This window comes from Citrobacter arsenatis, assembly GCF_004353845.1.
Classification (GTDB): domain Bacteria; phylum Pseudomonadota; class Gammaproteobacteria; order Enterobacterales; family Enterobacteriaceae; genus Citrobacter; species Citrobacter arsenatis.
Map to the genome: position 1 here is coordinate 117,910 of NZ_CP037864.1, position 24,241 is coordinate 142,150.

Below are 24,241 nucleotides of genomic sequence, written 5' to 3' on the forward strand. Positions count from 1 at the left end.
CCGGGTTATTGGAAATCGCAACAGTGGTAGGCCCGGTAAGGTGTTGCCGCCACCGGGCAATTAATGTTTATTTCTTCCCGCTGTATTGCGCGAACCACTCCAGCATCCTCTGCCAGCCATCTTTCGCGGACTCTTCGTGGTAGCTCGGGCGATAATCGGCGTTGAACGCATGTCCGGCATCGGGATAGACCACAATTTCCGCTTTTGCATTGGCGGCGCGCAGCGCCTGACGCATTGTTTCCACGGTATCTTGCGGAATACTGGTGTCCTGTCCGCCATACAGTCCCAGAACGGGGGCGTTGAGATCGGTCGCGATATCAACGGGATGTTTCGGCGAATTGAGGGTTTTATCGCCCACCAGTTTGCCATACCACGCTACTGCCGCTTTTAACTGCGGATTATGAGCGGCATAGAGCCAGGTAATGCGTCCACCCCAGCAAAATCCGGTGATCATCAACTGGTGAGCATCTCCTCCGTTGCGGGAGGCCCAGCTGGCGACGTGGTCGAGATCGGCCAGTACCTGAGAGTCAGGCACTTTGGCGACAAGACCGCTGAGCAGCGTAGGGATATCGGCAAAGTCATTGGGATCGCCTTCGCGAAAATAGAGTTCCGGTGCGATAGCCAGATACCCTTCCAGAGCCAGACGGCGGCAAACGTCACGAATGTGTTCATGAATGCCAAAAATCTCCTGCACGACAATGACCACTGGCAGCGAGCCATCGGACTGTTTTGGTCGTGCGTGATACGCCGGCATATCATCGCCTTGTGAAGGTATGGACGTTACTCCGGAGATAATGGCGTTATCTGAAGTGTGGACCGTGGTAGACGTCGGTGGAGATACAGCAGGTGCAAAGCCAGATTGTCGTGTTGTCATGGTATTCTCCGTACCCTTAAATATTCAGCCAAAAAGCGCATTGTTAACTATAGACACATGCAACGAACCACATTGCCTTAAACGGTCTATCTTTTGTGCAGGGCTTCCTTACATCGCATCGTTTATGTGATTTGCATCACTATTTAATGGTAATTGAATGCAATTGATTTACATCATAGTGATGACTGTCACGAAAATATGTTTATGCCTTCGGTAAAGTGTGTTTTTGCTTCTTCTGACAAAACCGATTCACAGAGGAGTTTTTATGTCTAAGTCTGATGTTTTTCATCTCGGCCTCACTAAGAACGATTTACAAGGGGCTACGCTTGCTATCGTCCCTGGCGACCCGGAGCGTGTGGAAAAGATCGCCGCGCTGATGGATAAGCCGGTTAAGCTGGCATCCCATCGCGAGTTCACGACCTGGCGTGCTGAGCTGGATGGTAAAGCCGTGATCGTGTGCTCTACCGGTATCGGTGGCCCGTCCACCTCTATTGCCGTAGAAGAACTGGCACAACTGGGCATTCGTACCTTCCTGCGTATCGGTACGACTGGCGCAATTCAGCCTCATATCAACGTGGGTGATGTACTGGTTACCACGGCATCCGTTCGTCTGGACGGTGCAAGCCTGCACTTCGCGCCAATGGAGTTCCCGGCCGTTGCGGACTTCGAGTGCACCACCGCGCTGGTGGAAGCAGCGAAATCTATCGGTGCCACTACTCATGTGGGCGTTACCGCATCTTCTGACACCTTCTACCCGGGCCAGGAGCGTTATGACACCTTCTCTGGTCGCGTCGTGAGCCGTTTCAAAGGCTCAATGGAAGAATGGCAGTCTATGGGCGTCATGAACTATGAAATGGAATCTGCGACGCTACTGACCATGTGTGCAAGCCAGGGTCTGCGTGCCGGTATGGTCGCGGGTGTTATCGTGAACCGTACTCAGCAAGAGATCCCTAATGCGGAAACGATGAAACAAACGGAAAGCCACGCGGTGAAAATCGTGGTGGAAGCCGCGCGCCGTTTACTGTAATTCTCCCGTCTATTCAAAAAGGCCGACGCGTTCGGCCTTTTTATTTTGCGTAGTGCCTCGCAGGAATTCCTTTTAAACTGGACGTTTATACAGCACAATTCTATTTTGTGCAGGTAAGTCGTTGCTGTAAGGGGGGCGTTGTGGATATTTCAATTATGATGAGTGCCGTGCTGGCGTTAGCTGCAGGGCTGCTGGTGGGGTGGCTGGCAACTAAAGCGCATGCCGACCGGATCCGTGCCGACCTCATCGAAGAGCGACGTGAACTGGATATTGCGCTAAGCGCCGCCCGCCAGCAGCTCTCTCAGGAAGCTCACTGGCGTGATGAGTGCGAACTACTCAATAACGAATTGCGCAGCCTGCACAGCATCAACACCTCTCTCGAAGCCGATCTCCGCGAAGTCACTACCCGGCTGGAAGCAACGCAGCAGCATGCGGAAGATAAAATCCGCCAGATGATCAACAGCGAACAGCGCCTGAGCGAACAGTTTGAAAATTTGGCGAACCGTATTTTTGAGCACAGCAACCGCCGTGTAGATGAGCAAAATCGCCAGAGTCTGAACAGCCTGCTGGCACCGCTTCGCGAACAACTGGACGGTTTTCGTCGCCAGGTTCAGGATAGCTTTGGTAAAGAGGCGCAAGAGCGCCATACCCTGGCGCATGAAATTCGTAATCTCCAGCAACTGAACGCGCAGATGGCGCAGGAAGCGGTAAACCTGACGCGGGCTTTAAAAGGCGATAACAAAACGCAGGGCAACTGGGGGGAGGTCGTACTCACGCGGGTGCTTGAGGCTTCCGGTCTGCGCGAAGGCTATGAATACGAAACTCAGGTCAGCATCGAGAACGACGCCCGTTCGCGGATGCAGCCCGATGTCATCGTCCGGCTACCGCAGGGTAAAGATGTGGTGATCGACGCGAAAATGACGCTGGTCGCCTATGAACGCTATTTTAACGCTGAAGATGAATACACCCGCGAGAGCGCGTTACAGGAGCACATTGCCTCGGTGCGAAACCATATCCGTCTGCTGGGGCGCAAAGACTATCAACAGCTTCCGGGGCTGCGCACACTTGACTATGTGCTGATGTTTATCCCCGTTGAGCCTGCTTTTTTACTGGCGCTCGACAGGCAGCCCGAACTGATTACCGAAGCGCTTAGAAATAACATTATGTTGGTGAGTCCTACCACGCTGTTGGTGGCGTTGCGCACGATCGCCAACCTGTGGCGCTACGAGCATCAGAGCCGTAATGCGCAACAAATTGCCGATCGGGCCAGCAAACTTTATGACAAGATGCGGCTGTTTGTGGATGATATGTCGGCAATTGGTCAAAGCCTGGATAAAGCCCAGGATAACTACCGACAGGCAATGAAAAAACTTTCCTCAGGTCGTGGGAATGTCTTGTCGCAGGCAGAAGCATTTCGCAGTTTAGGAGTGGAAATTAAACGCGAGATTAATCCTGAGCTGGCTGAACAAGCCACTACGCAGGATGAAGAGTACCGCTTGCGCTCGGTCCCTGAGACGCAACAGGATGAGCCTTACCCTGATGATGAAGCGGTAAATCAGCAATCAAACTAGTCCGTTTGGGGTAGTTGAACCGGGCAGAAGGGTAGGGCAAATTGGCCCAATCTGTTACACTTCTCGAACATTTTTTGGATGAGCAGGCACTGAGATGGTGGATAATTCACAAGAAACGACGCACTTTGGCTTTCAGACCGTCGCTAAAGAGCAGAAAGCTGACATGGTGGCCCACGTTTTTCATTCTGTGGCGTCTAAATATGACGTTATGAATGACTTAATGTCATTTGGCATTCATCGTTTGTGGAAGCGCTTCACCATTGACTGTAGTGGCGTGCGTCGCGGGCAAACCGTTCTCGATTTGGCGGGGGGTACGGGCGATCTGACGGCGAAATTCTCTCGCATGGTAGGCGAAACCGGCAAAGTTGTGCTGGCGGATATCAATGACTCAATGCTCAAAATGGGTCGCGAAAAGCTGCGTAATATCGGCGTAGTGGGTAACGTTGAGTACGTTCAAGCGAACGCGGAAGCACTCCCTTTCCCTGACAACACGTTTGACTGCATCACCATCTCTTTCGGTCTGCGCAACGTAACGGATAAAGACAAAGCATTACGCTCCATGTATCGCGTATTGAAGCCGGGCGGACGTTTACTGGTGCTGGAGTTCTCCAAACCGATTATCGAACCGCTGAGCAAAGCCTACGACGCATACTCTTTCCACGTTCTGCCGCGCATTGGTTCTATGGTGGCAAGTGACGCAGACAGTTATCGCTATTTGGCGGAGTCCATCCGCATGCATCCCGATCAGGACACTTTAAAAGCAATGATGCAAGATGCCGGGTTCGAAAGCGTTGATTACTACAACCTGACGGCAGGTGTCGTTGCGCTGCATCGTGGTTACAAGTTCTGACAGGAGATTGGGGATGCCTTTAAAACCCTTAGTGACCGCCGGCGTTGAAAATTTGCTCAACAGCTTTCTGTATCGTTCTCCTGCGCTCAAGTCAGCCAGAACGCGCTTACAGGGCAAAGTGCTGCGTGTTGAGCTCAAAGGATTTTCAACACCGTTAGTGCTGGTGTTTAGTGAGCGCCAGGTCGATGTGCTGGGGGCATGGGAAGGCGAAGCCGATTGCACCGTAATCACACATGCCAGCGTGTTACCGAAATTACGCGACCGGCAGCAACTTACCACGCTTATCCGCAGCGGTGAGCTGGAAGTTCAGGGCGATATCCAGGTTGTGCAGAACTTTGTCGCGCTGGCCGATCTGGCGGAGTTTGATCCCGCAGAACTGTTAGCGCCCTATACCGGCGATATCGTTGCGGAAGGGGTTAGCAAAGTATTGCGTAGTGGAGCGAAGTTCCTGTGCCACAACATTCAGCGCCAGCAGCGCTATGTTGCCGAAGCGATCACCGAAGAGTGGCGTATGGCTCCGGGTCCGCTTGAGGTTGCATGGTTTGCAGAAGAAACGGCAGCCGTTGAGCGTGCGGCCGAATCCCTGGCCAAACGGCTGGAAAAACTGGAGGCCAAATGACGCCAGGTGAAGTACGGCGCCTTTATTTCATCATTCGCACTTTTTTAAGCTACGGTCTTGATGAACTCATCCCCAAAATGCGTATCACGCTGCCGCTTCGGTTGTGGCGTTATTCGTTGTTCTGGATGCCCAATCGACATAAAGACAAACCGCTGGGAGAAAGGCTGAGACTAGCTTTACAAGAACTCGGCCCGGTGTGGATCAAGTTTGGGCAAATGCTCTCTACCCGTCGTGACCTTTTCCCTCCGCACATCGCCGATCAGCTCGCGCTATTACAGGATCGGGTTGCCCCATTTGATGGGCAAAGAGCGAAAGAACAAATCGAAGAGGCAATGGGTGGGCTACCCGTCGAGGAATGGTTTGATGATTTTGAGATCACGCCACTGGCATCTGCGTCTATTGCTCAGGTTCACACCGCGCGACTGAAATCGAATGGTAAAGAGGTGGTGATCAAAGTTATTCGCCCGGACATACTGCCGGTAATTAAAGCGGATTTAAAACTGATCTACCGTCTTGCTCGTTGGGTTCCTCGTCTGCTGCCAGACGGCCGTCGCCTGCGACCAACAGAAGTGGTTCGTGAATATGAAAAAACGTTGATTGATGAGCTGAATCTGCTGCGCGAGTCGGCGAACGCCATTCAGCTGCGACGTAATTTTGAAGACAGCCCAATGCTGTACATCCCGGAAGTGTACTCCGACTATTGCAGTCAGAACATGATGGTGATGGAGCGTATTTACGGTATTCCCGTTTCAGATGTCACCACGCTTGAGAAGAATGGCACCAATATGAAGCTGCTGGCTGAACGTGGTGTTCAGGTCTTCTTTACTCAGGTATTTCGCGACAGCTTTTTCCATGCGGACATGCACCCTGGGAACATTTTCGTGAGTTATGAGCACCCTGAAAACCCGAAATACATTGGTATTGATTGTGGGATTGTGGGGTCTCTAAACAAAGAAGATAAGCGCTATCTGGCCGAAAACTTCATCGCATTTTTTAACCGTGACTACCGCAAGGTTGCTGAACTGCACGTGGATTCTGGCTGGGTTCCGCCGGATACCAACGTAGAAGAGTTTGAATTCGCCATTCGTACCGTGTGCGAACCGATTTTTGAAAAACCGCTGGCGGAGATTTCCTTTGGTCATGTGCTGTTGAATCTGTTCAACACCGCGCGCCGATTCAATATGGAAGTTCAACCGCAACTGGTATTACTACAGAAGACGTTGCTGTACGTTGAAGGTGTCGGGCGACAGCTCTACCCGCAGTTAGATCTGTGGAAAACGGCCAAGCCTTTCCTCGAGTCCTGGATCAAAGATCAGGTTGGTATTCCGGCACTTGTCAGGGCATTTAAAGAAAAAGCACCGTTCTGGGTCGAAAAAATGCCAGAAATACCTGAACTGGTGTATGACAGTTTGCGCCAGGGCAAATATTTACAGCACAGTGTTGATAAGATTGCCCGCGAGCTTCACGCGAATCATGTACGCCAGGGACAATCCCGTTATTTATTGGGCATTGGCGCAACATTGTTGCTAAGTGGAACATTCCTGCTGGTAAGTCGTCCTGAGTGGGGGCTTATGCCGGGCTGGTTAATGGCAGGCGGTGTCTTAGCCTGGTTGATCGGTTGGCGCAAAATGCGCTGAATTTTTCATCGCCCAAGGCAGGTCGTGTAACGTATACTACGGCCTTATTAATTCATCATCTATGACAGAGGAACATGTATGGGTGGTATCAGTATTTGGCAGTTGTTGATCATTGCCGTCATCGTTGTACTGCTATTTGGCACCAAGAAACTCGGCTCCATCGGTTCCGATCTTGGCGCGTCGATTAAAGGCTTCAAAAAAGCGATGGGTGATGATGAGCCTAAGCAAGATAAAACCAGCCAGGATGCTGATTTTACTGCTAAATCCATCACCGATAAGCAGGGCGAAGTGAAAAAGGAAGACGCCAAAAGCCAAGATAAAGAGCAGGTGTAATCCGTGTTTGATATCGGTTTTAGCGAACTGTTATTGGTGTTCGTTATCGGCCTCATCGTCCTGGGGCCGCAACGACTACCCGTAGCGGTAAAAACGGTTGCTGGCTGGGTTCGTGCTTTACGTTCCCTGGCGACTACTGTTCAGAATGAACTGACCCAGGAGCTTAAGCTTCAGGAGTTTCAGGACAGCCTGAAAAAAGTAGAGAAAGCGAGCCTGACAAATCTGACCCCGGAGCTGAAAGCTTCAATGGATGAGCTGCGTGAAGCGGCGGAGTCGATGAAGCGTTCTTACAGCGTGCACGATCCTGAGAAAGCGAGCGATGAAGCGCACACTATCCATAATCCGGTGGTGAAAGAAGGTGACGCGCAGCGTGAAGGGGTCACCCCTGCCGCCGCTGAAAACCAGGCCAGTTCGCCGGAGCAAAAACCGGAATCCACGGGTGCTAAAACGCCAGAGCCGACGGAAAACACTTCCGCCACGTTGATGGATGCAGAAAAGAAAGCTGCCGCACCTGTTGTCGAATCCTCCCCCTCGTCGAGTGATAAACCGTAAACATGGCTGTAGAAGATACCCAACCGCTCATCACGCATCTTATTGAGCTGCGTAAGCGACTCCTGAACTGCATCATTGCGGTAATCGCGATCTTTCTGGCGTTGGTTTACTTTGCCAACGACATTTACCATATGGTTGCGGCGCCGCTGATTAAACAGATGCCGCAGGGTGCAACGATGATCGCTACCGATGTGGCCTCACCGTTCTTTACCCCGATCAAGTTGACCTTCATGGTGTCGCTGATTCTGTCAGCGCCAGTGATCCTCTACCAGGTGTGGGCATTTATTGCGCCTGCTTTGTATAAACATGAACGTCGCCTGGTTGTGCCGCTGCTGGTCTCCAGTTCGTTGTTGTTCTACATCGGCATGGCATTCGCCTATTTCGTCGTCTTTCCGCTGGCGTTTGGTTTTCTGGCCAACACGGCTCCGCAAGGCGTGCAGGTCTCGACGGATATTGCCAGCTATCTCAGTTTCGTAATGGCGCTGTTTATGGCTTTTGGTGTCTCTTTTGAGGTTCCGGTCGCCATCGTGCTGCTATGCTGGATGGGTATTACGACGCCCGATGATTTGCGCAAGAAACGCCCTTACGTTGTGGTGGGTGCATTTGTCGTCGGGATGCTACTGACTCCGCCAGATGTCTTCTCGCAAACGCTGTTGGCGATACCAATGTACTGCCTATTCGAGGTGGGTGTCTTCTTCTCTCGTTTCTATGTCGGTAAGCGACGTACGCGAGATGAGGACAACGAGGCTGAAGAAGCAAAAGAAGCCGAAGCCACTGAGAAAACTGAAGAATAAACTCAACCGCCCGTCAGGGCGGTTGTCATATGGGAGGAAGCATGTTTGACATTGGCGTTAATTTAACCAGTTCACAATTTGCGAAAGACCGGGATGAGGTCGTGGCGCGCGCCTTTGCTGCGGGCGTAAACGGTATGCTTCTGACCGGAACAAACCTGCACGAAAGTCAGCAGGCTTTAAAGTTGGCACAGCATTATCCGCATTGCTGGTCCACGGCTGGCGTGCACCCGCATGACAGCAGCCAATGGCAATCCTCAACGGAAGACGAGATTATCGCGCTGGCAAACCAGTCGAAGGTAGTCGCTATTGGTGAGTGCGGCCTGGATTTCAATCGCAATTTCTCCACGCCACACGAGCAGGAACGTGCTTTTGAGGCGCAACTGCGTATTGCTGCTGAACTGCAGATGCCGATTTTCATGCACTGTCGGGATGCCCATGAGCGTTTTCTGACGTTGCTGGAACCGTGGCTGGACAGCCTGCCTGGCGCGGTGCTGCACTGTTTTACCGGCTCGCGCCAGGAAATGCAGGACTGCGTGGATCGGGGGCTTTATATCGGCATAACCGGGTGGGTCTGCGATGAGCGCCGGGGGATGGAACTGCGGGAGCTGCTGCCGTTTATTCCGGTAGAAAGACTGCTGATAGAAACCGATGCGCCTTACCTGCTCCCTCGCGACTTAACGCCTAAACCGACGTCACGGCGCAATGAACCAGCACACCTGCCGCATATTCTTGAGCGTATTGCCCACTGGCGTGGGGAAGATCCGCAATGGCTGTCAGCAGCCATTGATGCCAACGTCAGAACGCTATTCGAAGTTAGCTTCTAAACGCCTTATATTTTTCGAAAACCGGTATTTTTCACGCTCTGCTTAATCTCTTTATTCAACAGGTTAAGCAGCAGCATGGAACGCGCTTCGCCATCCGGTTCGGTGAAGATTGCCTTTAGCCCCTCAAACGCCCCTTCGGTGATAATCACACTGTCCCCTGGCTGAGGGGTTTGTGGGTCAACAATACCTTCAGGCTTGTAGATAGAAAGCTGGTGAATAACGGGAGAAGGGACGGTTGCAGGCGTCGCGCCAAAACGGACGAAATGGCTGACCCCACGCGTGGCGTTGATGGTGGTGGTGTGGATCACTTCCGGGTCGAACTCGACAAACATGTAATTAGGGAATAGTGGTTCACTGACTGTGGTACGTTTACCGCGCACTATTTTTTCCAGGGTGATCATAGGCGTCAGGCAGTTCACCGCCTGTCTTTCCAGGTGTTCCTGGGCTCGCTGAAGTTGCCCACGTTTGCAGTACAGTAAATACCAGGATTGCATAATAACTCTTATCCGCTTGTTCTGAGCGCCAGCATAGCAAAAGCCATGAGTTAAGTTAATTATACCCGCCTCAAAGAAGGCTGAAACCCAATGGATATATACTGCCAGCGCTTATATGTATCGCCAGAGTTCACGCTAATTTAACAAAAATACAGCATCACAATGATGAACGCCGTATAATGAAGCGCTTACGAAGAGGCCACAATGGACGCCATGAAATATCACGATTTACGCGACTTCCTGACGCTGCTTGAACAGCAGGGCGAGCTCAAACGCATTTCGCTTGAGGTGGATCCCCACCTGGAAATTACTGAAATTGCCGATCGCACCCTGCGTGCCGGTGGGCCTGCGTTACTGTTTGAGAATCCTAAAGGCTATTCAATGCCGGTGCTGTGTAACCTGTTTGGTACACCAAAGCGTGTGGCGATGGGGATGGGGCAAGAAGATGTCTCGGCGCTACGGGAAGTCGGTAAACTGTTGGCATTTTTGAAAGAGCCAGAGCCACCGAAAGGATTCCGCGATCTGTTTGATAAGCTGCCGCAGTTTAAGCAGGTGTTGAACATGCCGACTAAGCGGTTGCGCGGTGCGCCTTGCCAGCAAAAAATTTACTCAGGCGATGACGTCGATTTAAACCGCATTCCTATTATGACCTGCTGGCCGGAAGATGCCGCGCCGCTGATTACCTGGGGGCTAACCGTAACGCGTGGCCCGCATAAAGAGCGGCAGAATCTGGGCATCTATCGTCAGCAGTTGATTGGCAAAAACAAGCTCATTATGCGCTGGTTGTCCCATCGCGGCGGCGCGCTCGATTATCAGGAGTGGTGTGCGGCGCATCCGGGTGAACGTTTCCCGGTTTCTGTAGCGTTAGGGGCAGATCCTGCGACCATTCTGGGGGCCGTGACGCCGGTTCCTGACACATTATCCGAGTACGCCTTTGCCGGGCTGTTGCGCGGCACTAAGACCGAAGTGGTCAAATGTATTTCCAACGATCTGGAAGTGCCTGCCAGCGCTGAAATCGTGCTGGAAGGGTATATCGAACCGGGTGAGTTGGCCCCGGAAGGGCCGTATGGCGATCATACCGGCTACTACAACGAAGTAGATAGCTTTCCGGTCTTTACCGTTACGCATATTACCCAGCGTGAAGATGCGATTTATCACTCTACCTATACCGGACGCCCACCTGATGAGCCCGCGGTACTCGGTGTGGCGCTGAATGAAGTTTTCGTGCCTATTCTGCAAAAGCAGTTTCCGGAAATCGTCGATTTTTATCTGCCTCCGGAAGGCTGTTCATATCGTCTGGCCGTAGTGACGATGAAAAAACAGTACGCTGGTCATGCCAAACGCGTCATGATGGGTGTCTGGTCGTTTTTGCGCCAGTTTATGTACACCAAATTTGTTATTGTCTGCGATGATGACGTTAACGCACGCGACTGGAATGATGTGATTTGGGCAATTACTACCCGTATGGACCCGGCCCGGGATACGGTACTGGTAGAGAATACGCCAATTGATTACCTGGACTTTGCCTCGCCGGTTTCCGGTCTTGGTTCAAAAATGGGGCTGGATGCCACAAATAAATGGCCGGGCGAAACCCAGCGCGAATGGGGACGTCCTATTAAAAAAGATCCTGAAGTAACTGCGCGCATTGACGCAATTTGGGATGAACTGGCCATCTTTAATGACGGCAAAAGCGCCTGAGGCGCGATCGTTTTGCCTATTGATCCGACAGAGAGAGCGCATGACAACCTTAAGCTGTAAAGTGACCTCGGTAGAAGCTATCACTGACACCGTATATCGCGTTCGTTTAGTGCCAGACGCGGCGTTTTCCTTTCGTGCTGGCCAGTATTTAATGGTCGTGATGGACGAAAGGGATAAGCGTCCGTTCTCCATGGCATCAACGCCGGACGAGCAAGGATTCATTGAGCTGCACGTTGGCGCCTCTGAGCTAAATCTTTATGCCATGGCCGTGATGGACCGCATTCTGAAAGACCGGGAAATCAAGGTCGACATTCCGCATGGCGAAGCCTGGCTGCGCGATGAAGACGATCGCCCGCTGATCCTGATTGCCGGTGGTACAGGGTTCTCTTACGTGCGTTCTATTCTGCTTACCGCGCTGGCGCGCAATCCAAACCGCGATATCACCATTTACTGGGGCGGGCGCGAAGAGAAGCATCTCTACGATCTCTCAGAGCTGGAAGCGCTGTCAGTGAACCACCCGAATCTGCGCGTTGAGCCAGTGGTGGAACAGCCTGAAGACGGCTGGCGTGGTCGTACGGGAACCGTGTTAACGGCAGTATTGCAGGATTACGGCACCCTGGCGGAGCATGATATCTACATTGCCGGTCGTTTTGAAATGGCCAAAATCGCGCGCGACCTGTTCTGTAATGAGCGCAGTGCGCGTGAAGATCGCCTGTTTGGCGACGCTTTCGCGTTCATTTAAGCGCTGTGCGCCGGAGCCCTTCCGGCGCATCCATTACCAACCTTACTTCTTCTGACAGGGTGCAAGCCCGGTCTCACTGTCCCTCTTTTTTCAACACATTTTTTAGTAAACATGTTTTTCCTATCTATTAATCATAAAACTTAGCTTTTGTGACAAGTCTCTTTTTGTTTAGTAAACAAAGTTGGCAAACTACACAGCATCATATTGCGAGGCGCAAACGGGGGAAAACCATGAGGCTCGGACTGGATATCGGCGGGACTAAAATTGAAGCGGTGGTGATTGATACTGCGGGTGAAATTGTTTACCGCGAGCGATGCGCGACGCCAAAGCAGAGTTACGGTAATTTTTTCCAGGCCGTGACGGAGATGGTTGCTAAGGCAAGGCTGGCCGTTAATCAGCCTTTGTCGGTGGGTATCGGGGTGCCTGGTGCGGTGGATAGCGAAGGTTTGATTAAGAATTCGAACATCCTGGTGCTCAATCAACAGGCCTTTGCGCAAGACCTTGAGCGAGCATTAGGAATGCCGGTGCCGGTTACCAATGATGCCAACTGCTTTACCCTGTCAGAAGCAATGGACGGTAGTGGGCGTGGGCATAGCGTGGTATTTGGCGTGATCCTCGGTACCGGATGCGGTGGCGGAGTATGCATCGATAACCGATTGATTTCCGGCCCTAACGCCTGCGCAGGCGAGTGGGGGCATAATGCATTGCCGCGCTACCACGAATCTCGGGACGGGGCTGGAGTGGCATGCTATTGCGGACAGTTGAACTGTATTGAGAGCTTTATTTCCGGTAGCGGCCTGGAACGCCAGTATTTGAATCACACCGCGCAACATGCGGGTGTGCCACTAATTATGCAGCGAGTAGAATCGGGTGATGCAGACGCCTGTCTGTTATGGGAACGCTATTGCGATCAACTGGCGCGCGCGTTGGCAAGCATTGTGAATACGCTCGATCCCGATGTTATCGTGCTGGGTGGTGGAGTATCCAATATCGATTTACTGTACTCAGGCTTGCAGGGGCGAGTGGCGCAGTACGTATTTGGTAAACAGTGCCGCACGCCGATCGTTCGGGCCCGCCACGGCGACAGCAGCGGGGTACGCGGCGCGGCCTGGCTGGGGGCACAACAAGCCAGCGTAAATCAATGAGAGTGAAATGACGAAACCTATACGTATCAGAGATATTGCCGAAGCTTGTGGGGTTTCGGTTGGTGCTGTTTCTCGCGCCCTGAAAGGGCAGCCGGGGCTGCGTGAAGATACCCGGTTGCGCATTATTTCAGTGGCGCAGCAGCGGGGTTATGATTTTTCTCGCCTGCGCGCTGACAAAATCAAACGCGTCCTGTTTTTACTGCATCGTCAGCACAATATCAGCCGGGCTTTACCGTTTTACTCTCAACTGTTGCTGGGCATAGAAGATGGTTGTCGCGAAAACGGGATTGCGCTGAGTTTTCTCTCAGTTGGCCCAGGTGATGCAGTAAGCGAGCAGGTACTGCTGCATCAGCCTGATGCGCTGATCTGCGCGGGATTTTTTGAGCCTGAGTTGCTTGGGCTGTTACAACAGATGAAATTGCCATTGGTGCTGGTGGACCTTTGGGCGCCAGGCTTGCCCTGTGTGAATCCGGACAATACCCAGGGCGGTTATCTGGCCACGCAACATCTGATTGCGCAAGGGCGCAGCCGCATTGCTTTTCTTGCCAGTACGCTCGCGCACTACAGCATCCGTCAGCGCGAGAAGGGTTACCGTCAGGCATTGTATGAGGCCCGTTTGCTGATGCCGCCAGAGTATGAAGCCATTGCGCCGCCGCTGCTGGATACCGAGCAATCTTTGGTGGAGGCGGTGAATGAATTGCTCAGTCTGCCAGAGCCGCCCGACGCTATTTTTGCCTATAACGATGCGGCAGCGCTGGTTGTTCAACGGGTGTGTGCGCAGCAGGGTATACGTATCCCGGAAGATCTTGCGCTGGTTGGGTTTGATGATATCGATGCTGCGGCCTGGTCACATCCACCACTCACCACCATTGCGGTTGATAAACAACAATTGGGGCGTGAAGCGCTGCGTTTATTGCTGGAAGAAAATCAGGAAGAGAATCTGCTGTTGCCGGTGCAGTTAGTGGTACGTGGTAGTTCGGGAAAATAAAAAACCCGCCCCTGACAGGCGGGAAGAACGGCAACTAAATTGTTATACAATGGCATTTGTGTTGTAGGCCGGATAAGACGCATCAGCGTCGCCATCCGGCATAGTCGCCGGGGGCGCTTCGCTTGCCCGGCCTACAATAAGTCACATGCTTTGATTAAACTCGCTCAAATACCGTCGCGATGCCCTGGCCTAACCCGATACACATCGTCGCCAGGCCAAACTGTACGTCTTTGCGTTCCATCAGGTTGAGCAGGGTGGTGCTGATACGTGCCCCGGAACAGCCCAGCGGGTGACCCAAAGCGATCGCCCCACCGTTGAGGTTGATCTTTTCGTCGATCTGCTCCATCAGCCCCAGATCTTTAATGCACGGCAGGATCTGGGCGGCAAAGGCTTCGTTCATCTCAAACAAACCGATGTCGCTGGTGGAGAGTCCCGCTTTTTTCAGCGCCAGTTTTGAGGCCGGAACCGGACCGTAACCCATGATTGACGGGTCGCAACCCACAACAGCCATCGAACGAATACGGGCACGCGGCGTCAGACCCAGCTCACGGGCGCGGCTTTCGCTCATGACCAGCATCGCCGCTGCACCGTCGGAGAGTGCAGAGGAGGTGCCTGCAGTGACCGTTCCGTTAACCGGATCGAACGCCGGGCGCAGGGTGGAGAGCGCTTCAACGGTTGTCTCAGGGCGGATAACCTCATCGTAGTTAAACTGCTTCAGCACGCCGTCGGCATCATGACCGCCGGTCGGAATGATTTCGTTTTTAAACGCGCCAGACTGCGTTGCAGCCCAGGCTCGGGCGTGTGAACGCGCGGCGAAGGCATCCTGCATTTCACGGCTGATACCGTGCATACGGGAGAGCATTTCCGCAGTCAGACCCATCATACCCGCAGCTTTTGCTACGTTACGGCTCATGCCCGGGTGGAAATCAACGCCGTGGCTCATTGGTACATGGCCCATATGCTCCACGCCGCCAATCAGGCACGCCTGAGCATCGCCGGTCATGATCATGCGTGCCGCATCATGCAACGCCTGCATGGACGAACCGCACAGGCGGTTGACCGTAACGGCCGGAACGGAGTGCGGAACTTCAGCCAGCAGCGCGGCGTTACGGGCGATGTTGAAACCCTGCTCCAGCGTTTGCTGCACACAGCCCCAGTAAATATCATCAAGCGCGGCTGGCTCCAGCGCCGGATTACGCGCCAGCAGGCTACGCATTAAATGTGCGGAGAGATCTTCTGCCCGCACGTTACGAAACGCGCCCCCTTTCGAACGGCCCATCGGGGTACGGATCGCATCAACAATTACAACCTGTTCCATTGTGACTCCTTAAGCCGTTTTCAGGCTGCCAACCGGGCGGGCAGGCTCAACCTGGGGATAATACGGTTCGTTATGGCGCGCTTTGTCACGCAGACCGGCCGGAACTTCATACAGCGGGCCAAGGTGCTGATACTGCTGAGCCATATCGAGATACTTCGCGCTGCCGAGCGTATCCAGCCAGCGGAACGCGCCGCCGTGGAACGGAGGGAAACCCAGGCCATACACCAGCGCCATATCGGCTTCTGCCGGGCTGGCGATAATGCCTTCTTCCAGACAACGCACTACTTCGTTGACCATTGGGATCATCATGCGGGCGATAATCTCTTCATCGCTGAAGTCGCGTTTCGGCTGACTGACCTCAGCCAGCAGACCGTCAACGGTGGCATCTTCTTCTTTCTTCGGCTTGCCCTTGTTGTCTTCTTTATAGCGCCAGAATCCGAGGCCATTTTTCTGTCCGAAACGGTTAGCATCAAACAGTGCGTCTATCGCATCGCGATAATCTTTCTGCATACGCTGAGGGAAGCCTGCGGACATCACCGCCTGAGCGTGATGCGCGGTATCAATCCCCACCACGTCCAGCAGATAAGCCGGGCCCATCGGCCAGCCAAACTGTTTTTCCATTACTTTGTCGACTTTGCGGAAATCCGCGCCGTCGCGCAGCAACTGGCTGAAACCGGCAAAATAGGGGAACAGTACACGGTTAACGAAGAAACCGGGGCAGTCATTAACCACAATCGGCGTTTTGCCCATCTGGCTTGCCCAGGCGACTACCTTAGCGATGGTTTCATCCGAGCTTTTCTCGCCGCGAATGATCTCAACCAGCGGCATACGGTGTACCGGGTTAAAGAAGTGCATCCCACAGAAGTTTTCCGGGCGCTTAAGCGCGCTGGCCAGCTCGTTGATAGGGATGGTGGAAGTATTCGACGCCAGTACGGTGTCCGGGCGTACCTGATCTTCGGTTTCCGCCAGTACCGCTTTTTTCACTTTTGGGTTTTCCACGACCGCTTCAACCACCACGTCCACACGCTCAAAACCGCTATAGTCGAGAGTTGGATGAATAGTGGAAATCACGCCCGCCATTTTCAACCCGTCAATTTTGCCGCGCTCAAGCTGTTTGTTCAGCAGCTTGGCCGCTTCGGTCATGCCCAGCGTTAATGATTTGTCGTTGATATCTTTCATGACAACTGGCACGCCTTTCCAGGCTGACTGGTAAGCAATGCCGCCGCCCATAATGCCTGCCCCCAGCACTGCCGCTTGCTTTGGTGCTTCAATATTTTTGGTGAGCTTTTTGGCTTTGGCTTTCACGAACTGATCGTTAAGGAAGATGCCAACCAGCGCGCGGGCTTCACTGGTGTGCGCCAGTGGAACAAAGCTTTTATTTTCCAAATTCAGCGCTTCTTCACGAGCAAAACGGGCCGCTGCTTCAATGGTTTTTACCGCGGTGATCGGTGCGGGGTAATGTTTACCCGCCGTCTGCGCTACCATGCCTTTGGCGATGGTAAAGCTCATAGCCGCTTCAATTTTACTGAGTTTCAACGGCTCCAGCTTCGGCTGGCGTTTGGCTTTCCAGTCGAGGTCGCCGTTAATCGCCTGACGTAATACCGCGATCGCGCCATCAAGCAGTTTGTCTTGTTTCACTACGCCATCGACCAGACCGATTTTTAGTGCCTGCTCAGCACCAACATCTTTACCTGCAGCAATAATTTCCAGCGCACTGTCCGCACCCAGCATGCGTGGCATACGCACGGAACCGCCAAAGCCCGGCATAATGCCCAGCTTAGTTTCTGGCAGGCCGATGCGCAGGTCCGGCGTTGCCAGACGATAATCGGTCGCCAAAACACACTCGCAACCACCGCCCAGAGCATAACCGTTTACCGCTGAGAGAGTCGGAACAGGGAGATCTTCCAGGCGATTAAAGACGCTGTTGGCAAAATGCAGCCACTGGCTCAGTTGCTCTTCAGGCACGAGGAACAGTGAAAGGAATTCAGTGATATCGGCACCAACAATAAAGGCTGCTTTGTTAGAACGCAGCAGCAGCCCTTTTAAATTCGGTTGTTTTTCCAGCACATCAAGCGCATGGCCCAGGCTGGCAACGGTGGCCGTGTCGAGTTTATTGACCGAGCCTGGGGCATCGAACACCAGTTCGGCGATGCCATCTTCCAGCCAGTCGAGGTACAGGGTGTCGCCTTTGTAAAGCATGTCAGTCTCCTGAATCCGCAAGGTGATCTGGTCATACCAGATGAATCGAAGTGTGTGTTTTATGTTAATAAAATGCAAATGAATGATTAAAGAAATGACGATTCGATCACGCTCGGCAGAAATCACGCACTCGCAAAGCGATGTGCTAAGATGCGGAGACTTGAGGTAAAAAAACAGAAGGATAGAAAATGGAATCGCTGGCCGCACTCTATAAAAATCATATCGTTACCTTACAAGAACGGACGCGCGACGCGCTGGAACGCTTCAAGCTGGATGCGTTACTTATTCACTCAGGCGAACTTGTTAACGTCTTTCTCGACGATCATCCGTACCCGTTTAAGGTCAATCCGCAATTCAAAGCTTGGGTGCCTGTAACGCAGGTTCCTAACTGCTGGTTGCTGGTGGATGGTGTGAACAAGCCGAAACTGTGGTTCTACCTGCCGGTCGATTACTGGCACAACGTTGAGCCGCTGCCGACCTCCTTCTGGACGGAAGAAATTGAGATCATCGCGCTGCCAAAAGCGGATGGTATCGGTAGCCAACTGCCTGCTGCTCGCGGCAATATCGGTTACATCGGACCGGTTCCGGAACGCGCGCTGCAACTGGACATCGCGGCCAGCAACATCAACCCAAAAGGGGTGATCGACTACCTGCATTATTACCGTGCTTATAAAACGGATTACGAACTGGCCTGTATGCGCGAAGCGCAGAAAATGGCGGTGAATGGGCACCGTGCCGCAGAAGAAGCGTTTCGTTCCGGGATGAGCGAGTTTGACATCAACCTCGCTTACCTGACTGCGACCGGCCACCGCGATACCGACGTGCCGTACAGCAACATCGTGGCGCTTAACGAGCATGCTTCGGTTCTTCATTACACCAAACTGGATCATCAGGCGCCGTCTGAAATCCGCAGCTTCCTGCTGGACGCTGGTGCGGAATACAACGGCTATGCGGCAGACCTGACGCGTACCTGGTCGGCGAAAAGCGACAACGACTATGCGCATCTGGTGAAAGACGTTAACGACGAAGAGCTGGCGCTGATTGCCACCATGAAAGCGGGCACCAGCTACGTGGATTATCACATTCAGTTCCATCAGCGTATCGCGAAGCTGCTGCGTAAGCATCAAATCATCACCGATATGAGTGAAGAGGCGATGGTGGAAAACGATCTTACCGGGCCGTTTATGCCGCACGGCATTGGTCACCCGCTGGGCCTGCAGGTACACGATGTCGCCGGCTTTATGCAGGACGACAGCGGTACCCATCTGGCCGCGCCGTCGAAGTATCCTTACCTGCGTTGCACCCGCGTACTGCAACCGGGCATGGTTCTGACCATCGAACCGGGTATTTACTTCATTGAATCTCTGCTGGCGCCGTGGCGTGAAGGGCAGTTCAGCAAACACTTCAACTGGCAGAAAATTGAAGCCCTGAAACCGTTCGGTGGTATTCGTATTGAAGACAACGTGGTGGTCCACGAAAACAATATCGAAAACATGACGCGGGATCTGAAACTGGCGTAATGGACAGTTGGTTAATCCCTGCGGCGCCGGTTAGCGTCGTCGAAGAGATCAAAAAAAGCCGCTTCATTACGCTGCTTGCCCATACGGACGGCGTAGAAGCGGCAAAGGCGTTTGTTGAGTCAGTCAAAGCGGAACACCCGGATGCTCGTCACCATTGTGTGGCATGGGTGGCGGGTGCGCCTAATGACTCGCAGCAACTGGGATTTTCAGACGATGGCGAACCGGCGGGTACGGCAGGCAAACCGATGCTCGCACAGCTGATGGGGAGCGGCGTTGGTGAGATTACCGCGGTGGTGGTGCGTTACTACGGCGGTATCCTTCTCGGTACGGGTGGGCTGGTAAAAGCCTACGGTGGCGGTGTGAATCAGGCGTTGCGCCAGTTAACGACACAGCGCAAGACGCCATTAACCGAATATACTTTGCAGTGTGAGTACGGTCAGTTGGCAGGCATTGAAGCTTTGCTGGGGCAGTTTGACGGTAAAGTCGTTGCCAGTGATTACCAGGCTTTTGTTCGGCTCAGGGTGGCGCTTCCTTATGCCAAAGTGGATGAATTCTCGGCAAAACTGGCGGATTTTAGTCGTGGTTCATTGCAATTGTTAGCGATTGAAGAATAATCCCCACCTCATTTTAAAGAACTAAGGAAGCGGCAGAGATGCATTTTCGCGCCATCACCCGAATCGTTGGACTACTGGTCATCTTATTCTCGGGAACAATGATTATCCCCGGACTGGTAGCGCTCATCTACCGCGATGGGGCAGGGCGTGCATTTACCCAAACTTTCTTCGTTGCTCTGGCGATCGGCTCCATGCTGTGGTGGCCAAACCGTAAAGAAAAGGGCGAGCTGAAGTCGCGCGAAGGGTTTCTGATTGTCGTCTTGTTCTGGACCGTGTTGGGCAGCGTGGGTGCGCTACCGTTCATCTTTGCGGAAAGCCCTAACCTGACGATAACCGACGCTTTTTTTGAATCCTTTTCCGGTTTAACCACCACCGGTGCGACAACGCTGGTGGGGCTGGATTCATTACCACACGCGATTCTCTTTTATCGTCAGATGCTGCAATGGTTCGGCGGGATGGGGATCATCGTGCTGGCGGTGGCTATTCTACCTATTCTTGGCGTAGGTGGCATGCAGCTCTATCGAGCAGAAATGCCCGGACCGTTGAAAGACAATAAGATGCGCCCGCGTATTGCCGAAACGGCGAAAACGCTTTGGCTTATCTATGTATTACTGACGGTGGCGTGCGCGCTGGCGCTATGGTTTGCCGGGATGCCTGCTTTTGACGCTATTGGGCATAGCTTTGCAACGATTGCCATCGGCGGCTTTTCCACACACGATGCCAGCGTGGGGTATTTCGATAGTCCCACGATTAACACCATTATTGCTATCTTCTTGCTGATCTCTGGTTGTAACTATGGTCTGCACTTCTCTTTATTAAGTGGACGCAGTTTGAAGGTCTACTGGCGCGATCCGGAATTCCGCATGTTTATCGGCGTGCAGCTGACGCTGGTGGTTGTCTGTACGCTGGTGCTATGGATACACAATACCTATGGATCGGCGCTCACGACGATCAACCAGGCCTTTTTCCAGGTGGTGTCAATGGCGACGACCGCCGGATTTACCACGGACAGTATTGCCCGTTGGCCGCTGTTCCTTCCGGTGCTGTTGCTGTGTTCTGCTTTTATCGGCGGCTGTGCCGGGTCGACGGGTGGTGGCTTGAAGGTGATTCGTATCCTGTTGCTGTTTAAACAGGGTAACCGCGAATTGAAACGACTGGTCCACCCGAATGCGGTTTACAGTATCAAACTGGGTAACCGTGCGTTGCCGGAGCGAATTCTTGAAGCCGTGTGGGGATTTTTCTCCGCCTATGCGCTGGTCTTTATTATCAGTATGCTGGCGATTATTGCGACCGGTGTTGATGACTTCTCCGCGTTTGCCTCCGTTGTGGCGACGCTGAATAACCTGGGGCCAGGGCTGGGCGTTGTCGCAGACAACTTTGCCAGCATGAACCCCGTGGCGAAGTGGATCCTGATTGCCAATATGCTGTTTGGTCGTCTGGAGGTCTTTACTCTGCTGGTGCTCTTTACCCCTACCTTCTGGCGTGAATAATGGAGTAACACGTGAAAACACTGATTCTTTTTTCTTCCCGGGACGGACAAACGCGTGAAATCGCCGAGTATCTTGCTTCTGAACTCAAAGAGCTGGGTGTTTGGGCGGATGTCGTTAATTTGCATCGTACCGCGGAGCCTGACTGGCAAAATTATGACAGCGTGGTGATTGGCGCTTCGATTCGCTATGGCCATTATCATGCTGCATTTCAGGAATTTGTGAAAAAGCATGCCACGCGCCTGAATGCGATGCCGAGTGCGTTCTACTCCGTTAACCTGGTTGCGCGTAAGCCGGAGAAACGTACGCCGCAAACCAACAGCTATGCGCGTAAATTCCTGATGAGTTCGCCGTGGCGGCCAGACCGCAGCGCAGTGATTGCTGGCGCTTTGCTGTATCCCCGCTATCGCTGGTATGACCGCGTGATGATCCAATTGATAATGAAGATGTCTGGCGGGGAAACGGATACGAATAAAGAAGTGGTGTATACCGATTGGGAGCAGGTCGCGGGTTTCGCGCGGGAAATTGCCCAATTAACCCACAAAACGTTGGCAAAATAAGCGTAAAGAATAAAAAGTACGCACTTGGAAGATTATTTTAAATTTCCCCTTGTCAGCCTGAAATAACTCCCTATAATGCGCCTCCACTGACACGGAACAACGGATTACACGCCGCCGGGTCAGCGGGGTTCCACTGAGAATCTCGTAGAGAAAAGCAAAAATAAATGCTTGACTCTGAATGAGGAAAACGTAATATACGGGACCTCGCGACAGAGCGCTAAAGCGCGTCGCAACTGCTCTTTAACAATTTATCAGACAATCTGTGTGGGCACTCGAAGATACGGATTCTTAACGTCGCAAGACGAAAAATGAATACCAAGTCTCTGAGTGAACATACGTAATTCATTACGAAGTTTAATTCACGAGCATCAAACTTAAATTGAAGAGTTTGATCATGGCTCAGATTGAACGCTGGCGGCAGGCCTAACACATGCAAGTCGAACGGTAGCACAGAGAGCTTGCTCTCGGGTGACGAGTGGCGGACGGGTGAGTAATGTCTGGGAAACTGCCCGATGGAGGGGGATAACTACTGGAAACGGTAGCTAATACCGCATAACGTCGCAAGACCAAAGAGGGGGACCTTCGGGCCTCTTGCCATCGGATGTGCCCAGATGGGATTAGCTAGTAGGTGGGGTAACGGCTCACCTAGGCGACGATCCCTAGCTGGTCTGAGAGGATGACCAGCCACACTGGAACTGAGACACGGTCCAGACTCCTACGGGAGGCAGCAGTGGGGAATATTGCACAATGGGCGCAAGCCTGATGCAGCCATGCCGCGTGTATGAAGAAGGCCTTCGGGTTGTAAAGTACTTTCAGCGAGGAGGAAGGCATTAAGGTTAATAACCTTGGTGATTGACGTTACTCGCAGAAGAAGCACCGGCTAACTCCGTGCCAGCAGCCGCGGTAATACGGAGGGTGCAAGCGTTAATCGGAATTACTGGGCGTAAAGCGCACGCAGGCGGTCTGTCAAGTCGGATGTGAAATCCCCGGGCTCAACCTGGGAACTGCATCCGAAACTGGCAGGCTAGAGTCTTGTAGAGGGGGGTAGAATTCCAGGTGTAGCGGTGAAATGCGTAGAGATCTGGAGGAATACCGGTGGCGAAGGCGGCCCCCTGGACAAAGACTGACGCTCAGGTGCGAAAGCGTGGGGAGCAAACAGGATTAGATACCCTGGTAGTCCACGCCGTAAACGATGTCGACTTGGAGGTTGTGCCCTTGAGGCGTGGCTTCCGGAGCTAACGCGTTAAGTCGACCGCCTGGGGAGTACGGCCGCAAGGTTAAAACTCAAATGAATTGACGGGGGCCCGCACAAGCGGTGGAGCATGTGGTTTAATTCGATGCAACGCGAAGAACCTTACCTACTCTTGACATCCAGAGAACTTAGCAGAGATGCTTTGGTGCCTTCGGGAACTCTGAGACAGGTGCTGCATGGCTGTCGTCAGCTCGTGTTGTGAAATGTTGGGTTAAGTCCCGCAACGAGCGCAACCCTTATCCTTTGTTGCCAGCGATTCGGTCGGGAACTCAAAGGAGACTGCCAGTGATAAACTGGAGGAAGGTGGGGATGACGTCAAGTCATCATGGCCCTTACGAGTAGGGCTACACACGTGCTACAATGGCGTATACAAAGAGAAGCGACCTCGCGAGAGCAAGCGGACCTCATAAAGTACGTCGTAGTCCGGATTGGAGTCTGCAACTCGACTCCATGAAGTCGGAATCGCTAGTAATCGTGGATCAGAATGCCACGGTGAATACGTTCCCGGGCCTTGTACACACCGCCCGTCACACCATGGGAGTGGGTTGCAAAAGAAGTAGGTAGCTTAACCTTCGGGAGGGCGCTTACCACTTTGTGATTCATGACTGGGGTGAAGTCGTAACAAGGTAACCGTAGGGGAACCTGCGGTTGGATCACCTCCTTACCTTAAAGAAACGTTCTTTGTAGTGCTCACACAGATTGTCTGATGAAAATTAGCAGTAAGAAAATCTCTGCAGGCTTGTAGCTCAGGTGGTTAGAGCGCACCCCTGATAAGGGTGAGGTCGGTGGTTCAAGTCCACTCAGGCCTACCAAATTCGCCTCCGTGCTGTGTTACGGCGATGCTCGCATACTTCAGTATGCTTCGCACCACCGCGCCTTGCCCGGAAACGAATTAGGGTACAGAGATTAGCATTTACGATGGGGTTATAGCTCAGCTGGGAGAGCGCCTGCCTTGCACGCAGGAGGTCTGCGGTTCGATCCCGCATAGCTCCACCATCCTTTACTTACTGCAACAACACAAGAAAACTTCAGAGTGTACCTGAAAAGGTTCACTGCGAAGTTTTGCTCTTTAAAAATCTGGATCAAGCTGAAAATTGAAACGACACACTGTTTCATTTCTCCGTAAACAAGAAATGAAAAATG

21 protein-coding genes, 2 tRNA genes and 1 rRNA gene are annotated in these 24,241 nt (G+C 52.8%); 20 read left to right on the forward strand and 4 right to left on the reverse strand.

Annotated features, from left to right (window positions below):
• Window positions 1–67 precede the first annotated feature (67 nt).
• Window positions 68–874 carry a dienelactone hydrolase family protein gene (locus E1B03_RS01515; RefSeq protein ID WP_133085583.1) on the reverse strand — a complete coding sequence of 269 codons (807 nt, stop codon included), beginning with the start codon at window positions 872–874 and terminating at the stop codon, window positions 68–70.
• Between the two features lie 265 nt (window positions 875–1,139).
• Here E1B03_RS01515 and udp point away from each other — a divergent pair, with 265 nt between their 5' ends.
• From udp to tatD, 9 genes are all read left to right on the forward strand, one after another.
• Window positions 1,140–1,901: a uridine phosphorylase gene (gene udp, locus E1B03_RS01520; RefSeq protein ID WP_003828923.1), complete on the forward strand. Its 762-nt coding sequence runs from the start codon at window positions 1,140–1,142 to the stop codon at window positions 1,899–1,901.
• A 140-nt stretch (window positions 1,902–2,041) separates the two neighbouring features.
• Window positions 2,042–3,472, forward strand: coding sequence for a DNA recombination protein RmuC (gene rmuC / locus E1B03_RS01525; RefSeq protein ID WP_133085584.1), 1,431 nt, complete (start codon window positions 2,042–2,044; stop codon window positions 3,470–3,472).
• 94 nt (window positions 3,473–3,566) lie between these two features.
• Window positions 3,567–4,322 carry a bifunctional demethylmenaquinone methyltransferase/2-methoxy-6-polyprenyl-1,4-benzoquinol methylase UbiE gene (gene ubiE, locus E1B03_RS01530; RefSeq protein WP_003017897.1) on the forward strand — a complete coding sequence of 252 codons (756 nt, stop codon included), beginning with the start codon at window positions 3,567–3,569 and terminating at the stop codon, window positions 4,320–4,322.
• A 13-nt stretch (window positions 4,323–4,335) separates the two neighbouring features.
• Window positions 4,336–4,941, forward strand: coding sequence for a ubiquinone biosynthesis protein UbiJ (gene ubiJ / locus E1B03_RS01535; RefSeq protein WP_133085585.1), 606 nt, complete (start codon window positions 4,336–4,338; stop codon window positions 4,939–4,941).
• A complete protein-coding gene (ubiB, locus tag E1B03_RS01540) occupies window positions 4,938–6,578 on the forward strand; it encodes a ubiquinone biosynthesis regulatory protein kinase UbiB (RefSeq protein WP_103772020.1) in 1,641 nt (546 codons plus the stop codon). Before ubiJ ends, ubiB begins: the two co-directional genes overlap by 4 nt.
• Before the next feature lie 78 nt (window positions 6,579–6,656).
• Window positions 6,657–6,911 (forward strand): Sec-independent protein translocase subunit TatA, encoded by a 255-nt coding sequence (tatA, locus tag E1B03_RS01545; RefSeq protein ID WP_003017888.1) that lies wholly within the window; start codon window positions 6,657–6,659, stop codon window positions 6,909–6,911.
• Between the two features lie 3 nt (window positions 6,912–6,914).
• A complete protein-coding gene (tatB, locus tag E1B03_RS01550) occupies window positions 6,915–7,463 on the forward strand; it encodes a Sec-independent protein translocase protein TatB (RefSeq protein ID WP_103772021.1) in 549 nt (182 codons plus the stop codon).
• Window positions 7,464–7,465: 2 nt separating this feature from the next.
• Window positions 7,466–8,257, forward strand: coding sequence for a Sec-independent protein translocase subunit TatC (gene tatC, locus E1B03_RS01555; protein ID WP_133085586.1), 792 nt, complete (start codon window positions 7,466–7,468; stop codon window positions 8,255–8,257).
• 41 nt (window positions 8,258–8,298) lie between these two features.
• Window positions 8,299–9,081: a 3'-5' ssDNA/RNA exonuclease TatD gene (tatD, locus tag E1B03_RS01560; RefSeq protein ID WP_103772023.1), complete on the forward strand. Its 783-nt coding sequence runs from the start codon at window positions 8,299–8,301 to the stop codon at window positions 9,079–9,081.
• A 5-nt stretch (window positions 9,082–9,086) separates the two neighbouring features.
• Here the strand turns inward: tatD and rfaH are convergent, their stop codons facing one another.
• A complete protein-coding gene (gene rfaH / locus E1B03_RS01565) occupies window positions 9,087–9,575 on the reverse strand; it encodes a transcription/translation regulatory transformer protein RfaH (RefSeq protein WP_043019003.1) in 489 nt (162 codons plus the stop codon).
• A 204-nt stretch (window positions 9,576–9,779) separates the two neighbouring features.
• Between rfaH and ubiD the strand changes: the two genes are divergently transcribed.
• The 4 genes from ubiD to E1B03_RS01585 all read left to right on the forward strand — a co-directional run bounded on the left by ubiD (window position 9,780) and on the right by E1B03_RS01585 (window position 14,148).
• Window positions 9,780–11,273 (forward strand): 4-hydroxy-3-polyprenylbenzoate decarboxylase, encoded by a 1,494-nt coding sequence (gene ubiD / locus E1B03_RS01570; protein ID WP_003828905.1) that lies wholly within the window; start codon window positions 9,780–9,782, stop codon window positions 11,271–11,273.
• A gap of 40 nt (window positions 11,274–11,313) precedes the next feature.
• On the forward strand, window positions 11,314–12,015 hold the full coding sequence (gene fre, locus E1B03_RS01575) for an NAD(P)H-flavin reductase (protein WP_103772024.1): 702 nt from the start codon (window positions 11,314–11,316) through the stop codon (window positions 12,013–12,015).
• Between the two features lie 230 nt (window positions 12,016–12,245).
• Window positions 12,246–13,160, forward strand: a complete 915-nt coding sequence (locus E1B03_RS01580) for an ROK family protein (RefSeq protein WP_133085587.1) — start codon at window positions 12,246–12,248, stop codon at window positions 13,158–13,160.
• 7 nt (window positions 13,161–13,167) lie between these two features.
• Window positions 13,168–14,148, forward strand: a complete 981-nt coding sequence (locus E1B03_RS01585) for a LacI family DNA-binding transcriptional regulator (RefSeq protein ID WP_133085588.1) — start codon at window positions 13,168–13,170, stop codon at window positions 14,146–14,148.
• A gap of 154 nt (window positions 14,149–14,302) precedes the next feature.
• On the opposite strand, the gene fadA is transcribed toward E1B03_RS01585, so the two are convergent.
• Window positions 14,303–15,466, reverse strand: a complete 1,164-nt coding sequence (fadA, locus tag E1B03_RS01590) for an acetyl-CoA C-acyltransferase FadA (protein WP_103772027.1) — start codon at window positions 15,464–15,466, stop codon at window positions 14,303–14,305.
• Between the two features lie 9 nt (window positions 15,467–15,475).
• Window positions 15,476–17,665: a fatty acid oxidation complex subunit alpha FadB gene (gene fadB, locus E1B03_RS01595; protein ID WP_133085589.1), complete on the reverse strand. Its 2,190-nt coding sequence runs from the start codon at window positions 17,663–17,665 to the stop codon at window positions 15,476–15,478.
• Between the two features lie 188 nt (window positions 17,666–17,853).
• On the opposite strand from fadB, the gene pepQ reads away from it, so the two are divergent.
• From pepQ to E1B03_RS01630, 7 genes are all read left to right on the forward strand, one after another.
• On the forward strand, window positions 17,854–19,185 hold the full coding sequence (gene pepQ, locus E1B03_RS01600; protein ID WP_032950648.1) for a Xaa-Pro dipeptidase: 1,332 nt from the start codon (window positions 17,854–17,856) through the stop codon (window positions 19,183–19,185).
• Window positions 19,185–19,799, forward strand: coding sequence for an IMPACT family protein (locus E1B03_RS01605; RefSeq protein WP_042313949.1), 615 nt, complete (start codon window positions 19,185–19,187; stop codon window positions 19,797–19,799). Before pepQ ends, E1B03_RS01605 begins: the two co-directional genes overlap by 1 nt.
• A 38-nt stretch (window positions 19,800–19,837) precedes the next feature.
• Window positions 19,838–21,289 (forward strand): Trk system potassium transporter TrkH, encoded by a 1,452-nt coding sequence (gene trkH, locus E1B03_RS01610; RefSeq protein WP_046274898.1) that lies wholly within the window; start codon window positions 19,838–19,840, stop codon window positions 21,287–21,289.
• 11 nt (window positions 21,290–21,300) lie between these two features.
• Window positions 21,301–21,846 carry a menaquinone-dependent protoporphyrinogen IX dehydrogenase gene (gene hemG / locus E1B03_RS01615; protein WP_103772030.1) on the forward strand — a complete coding sequence of 182 codons (546 nt, stop codon included), beginning with the start codon at window positions 21,301–21,303 and terminating at the stop codon, window positions 21,844–21,846.
• Window positions 21,847–22,222: 376 nt separating this feature from the next.
• Window positions 22,223–23,762 (forward strand): 16S ribosomal RNA (locus E1B03_RS01620).
• 71 nt (window positions 23,763–23,833) lie between these two features.
• Window positions 23,834–23,910 (forward strand) — tRNA-Ile (locus E1B03_RS01625).
• Between the two features lie 108 nt (window positions 23,911–24,018).
• Window positions 24,019–24,094, forward strand: a tRNA-Ala gene (locus E1B03_RS01630).
• Window positions 24,095–24,241: the final 147 nt, after the last annotated feature.

Bases quoted from the DNA above. Each gene is read 5' to 3' on its own strand.
- E1B03_RS01515 (WP_133085583.1), bottom strand. From the start codon at position 874: ATGACAACACGACAATCTGGCTTTGCACCTGCTGTATCTCCACCGACG.
- udp (WP_003828923.1), top strand. From the start codon at position 1,140: ATGTCTAAGTCTGATGTTTTTCATCTCGGCCTCACTAAGAACGATTTA.
- ubiE (WP_003017897.1), top strand. From the start codon at position 3,567: ATGGTGGATAATTCACAAGAAACGACGCACTTTGGCTTTCAGACCGTC.
- ubiJ (WP_133085585.1), top strand. From the start codon at position 4,336: ATGCCTTTAAAACCCTTAGTGACCGCCGGCGTTGAAAATTTGCTCAAC.
- ubiB (WP_103772020.1), top strand. From the start codon at position 4,938: ATGACGCCAGGTGAAGTACGGCGCCTTTATTTCATCATTCGCACTTTT.
- tatA (WP_003017888.1), top strand. From the start codon at position 6,657: ATGGGTGGTATCAGTATTTGGCAGTTGTTGATCATTGCCGTCATCGTT.
- tatC (WP_133085586.1), top strand. From the start codon at position 7,466: ATGGCTGTAGAAGATACCCAACCGCTCATCACGCATCTTATTGAGCTG.
- tatD (WP_103772023.1), top strand. From the start codon at position 8,299: ATGTTTGACATTGGCGTTAATTTAACCAGTTCACAATTTGCGAAAGAC.
- rfaH (WP_043019003.1), bottom strand. From the start codon at position 9,575: ATGCAATCCTGGTATTTACTGTACTGCAAACGTGGGCAACTTCAGCGA.
- ubiD (WP_003828905.1), top strand. From the start codon at position 9,780: ATGGACGCCATGAAATATCACGATTTACGCGACTTCCTGACGCTGCTT.
- fre (WP_103772024.1), top strand. From the start codon at position 11,314: ATGACAACCTTAAGCTGTAAAGTGACCTCGGTAGAAGCTATCACTGAC.
- E1B03_RS01580 (WP_133085587.1), top strand. From the start codon at position 12,246: ATGAGGCTCGGACTGGATATCGGCGGGACTAAAATTGAAGCGGTGGTG.
- E1B03_RS01585 (WP_133085588.1), top strand. From the start codon at position 13,168: ATGACGAAACCTATACGTATCAGAGATATTGCCGAAGCTTGTGGGGTT.
- fadA (WP_103772027.1), bottom strand. From the start codon at position 15,466: ATGGAACAGGTTGTAATTGTTGATGCGATCCGTACCCCGATGGGCCGT.
- fadB (WP_133085589.1), bottom strand. From the start codon at position 17,665: ATGCTTTACAAAGGCGACACCCTGTACCTCGACTGGCTGGAAGATGGC.
- pepQ (WP_032950648.1), top strand. From the start codon at position 17,854: ATGGAATCGCTGGCCGCACTCTATAAAAATCATATCGTTACCTTACAA.
- E1B03_RS01605 (WP_042313949.1), top strand. From the start codon at position 19,185: ATGGACAGTTGGTTAATCCCTGCGGCGCCGGTTAGCGTCGTCGAAGAG.
- trkH (WP_046274898.1), top strand. From the start codon at position 19,838: ATGCATTTTCGCGCCATCACCCGAATCGTTGGACTACTGGTCATCTTA.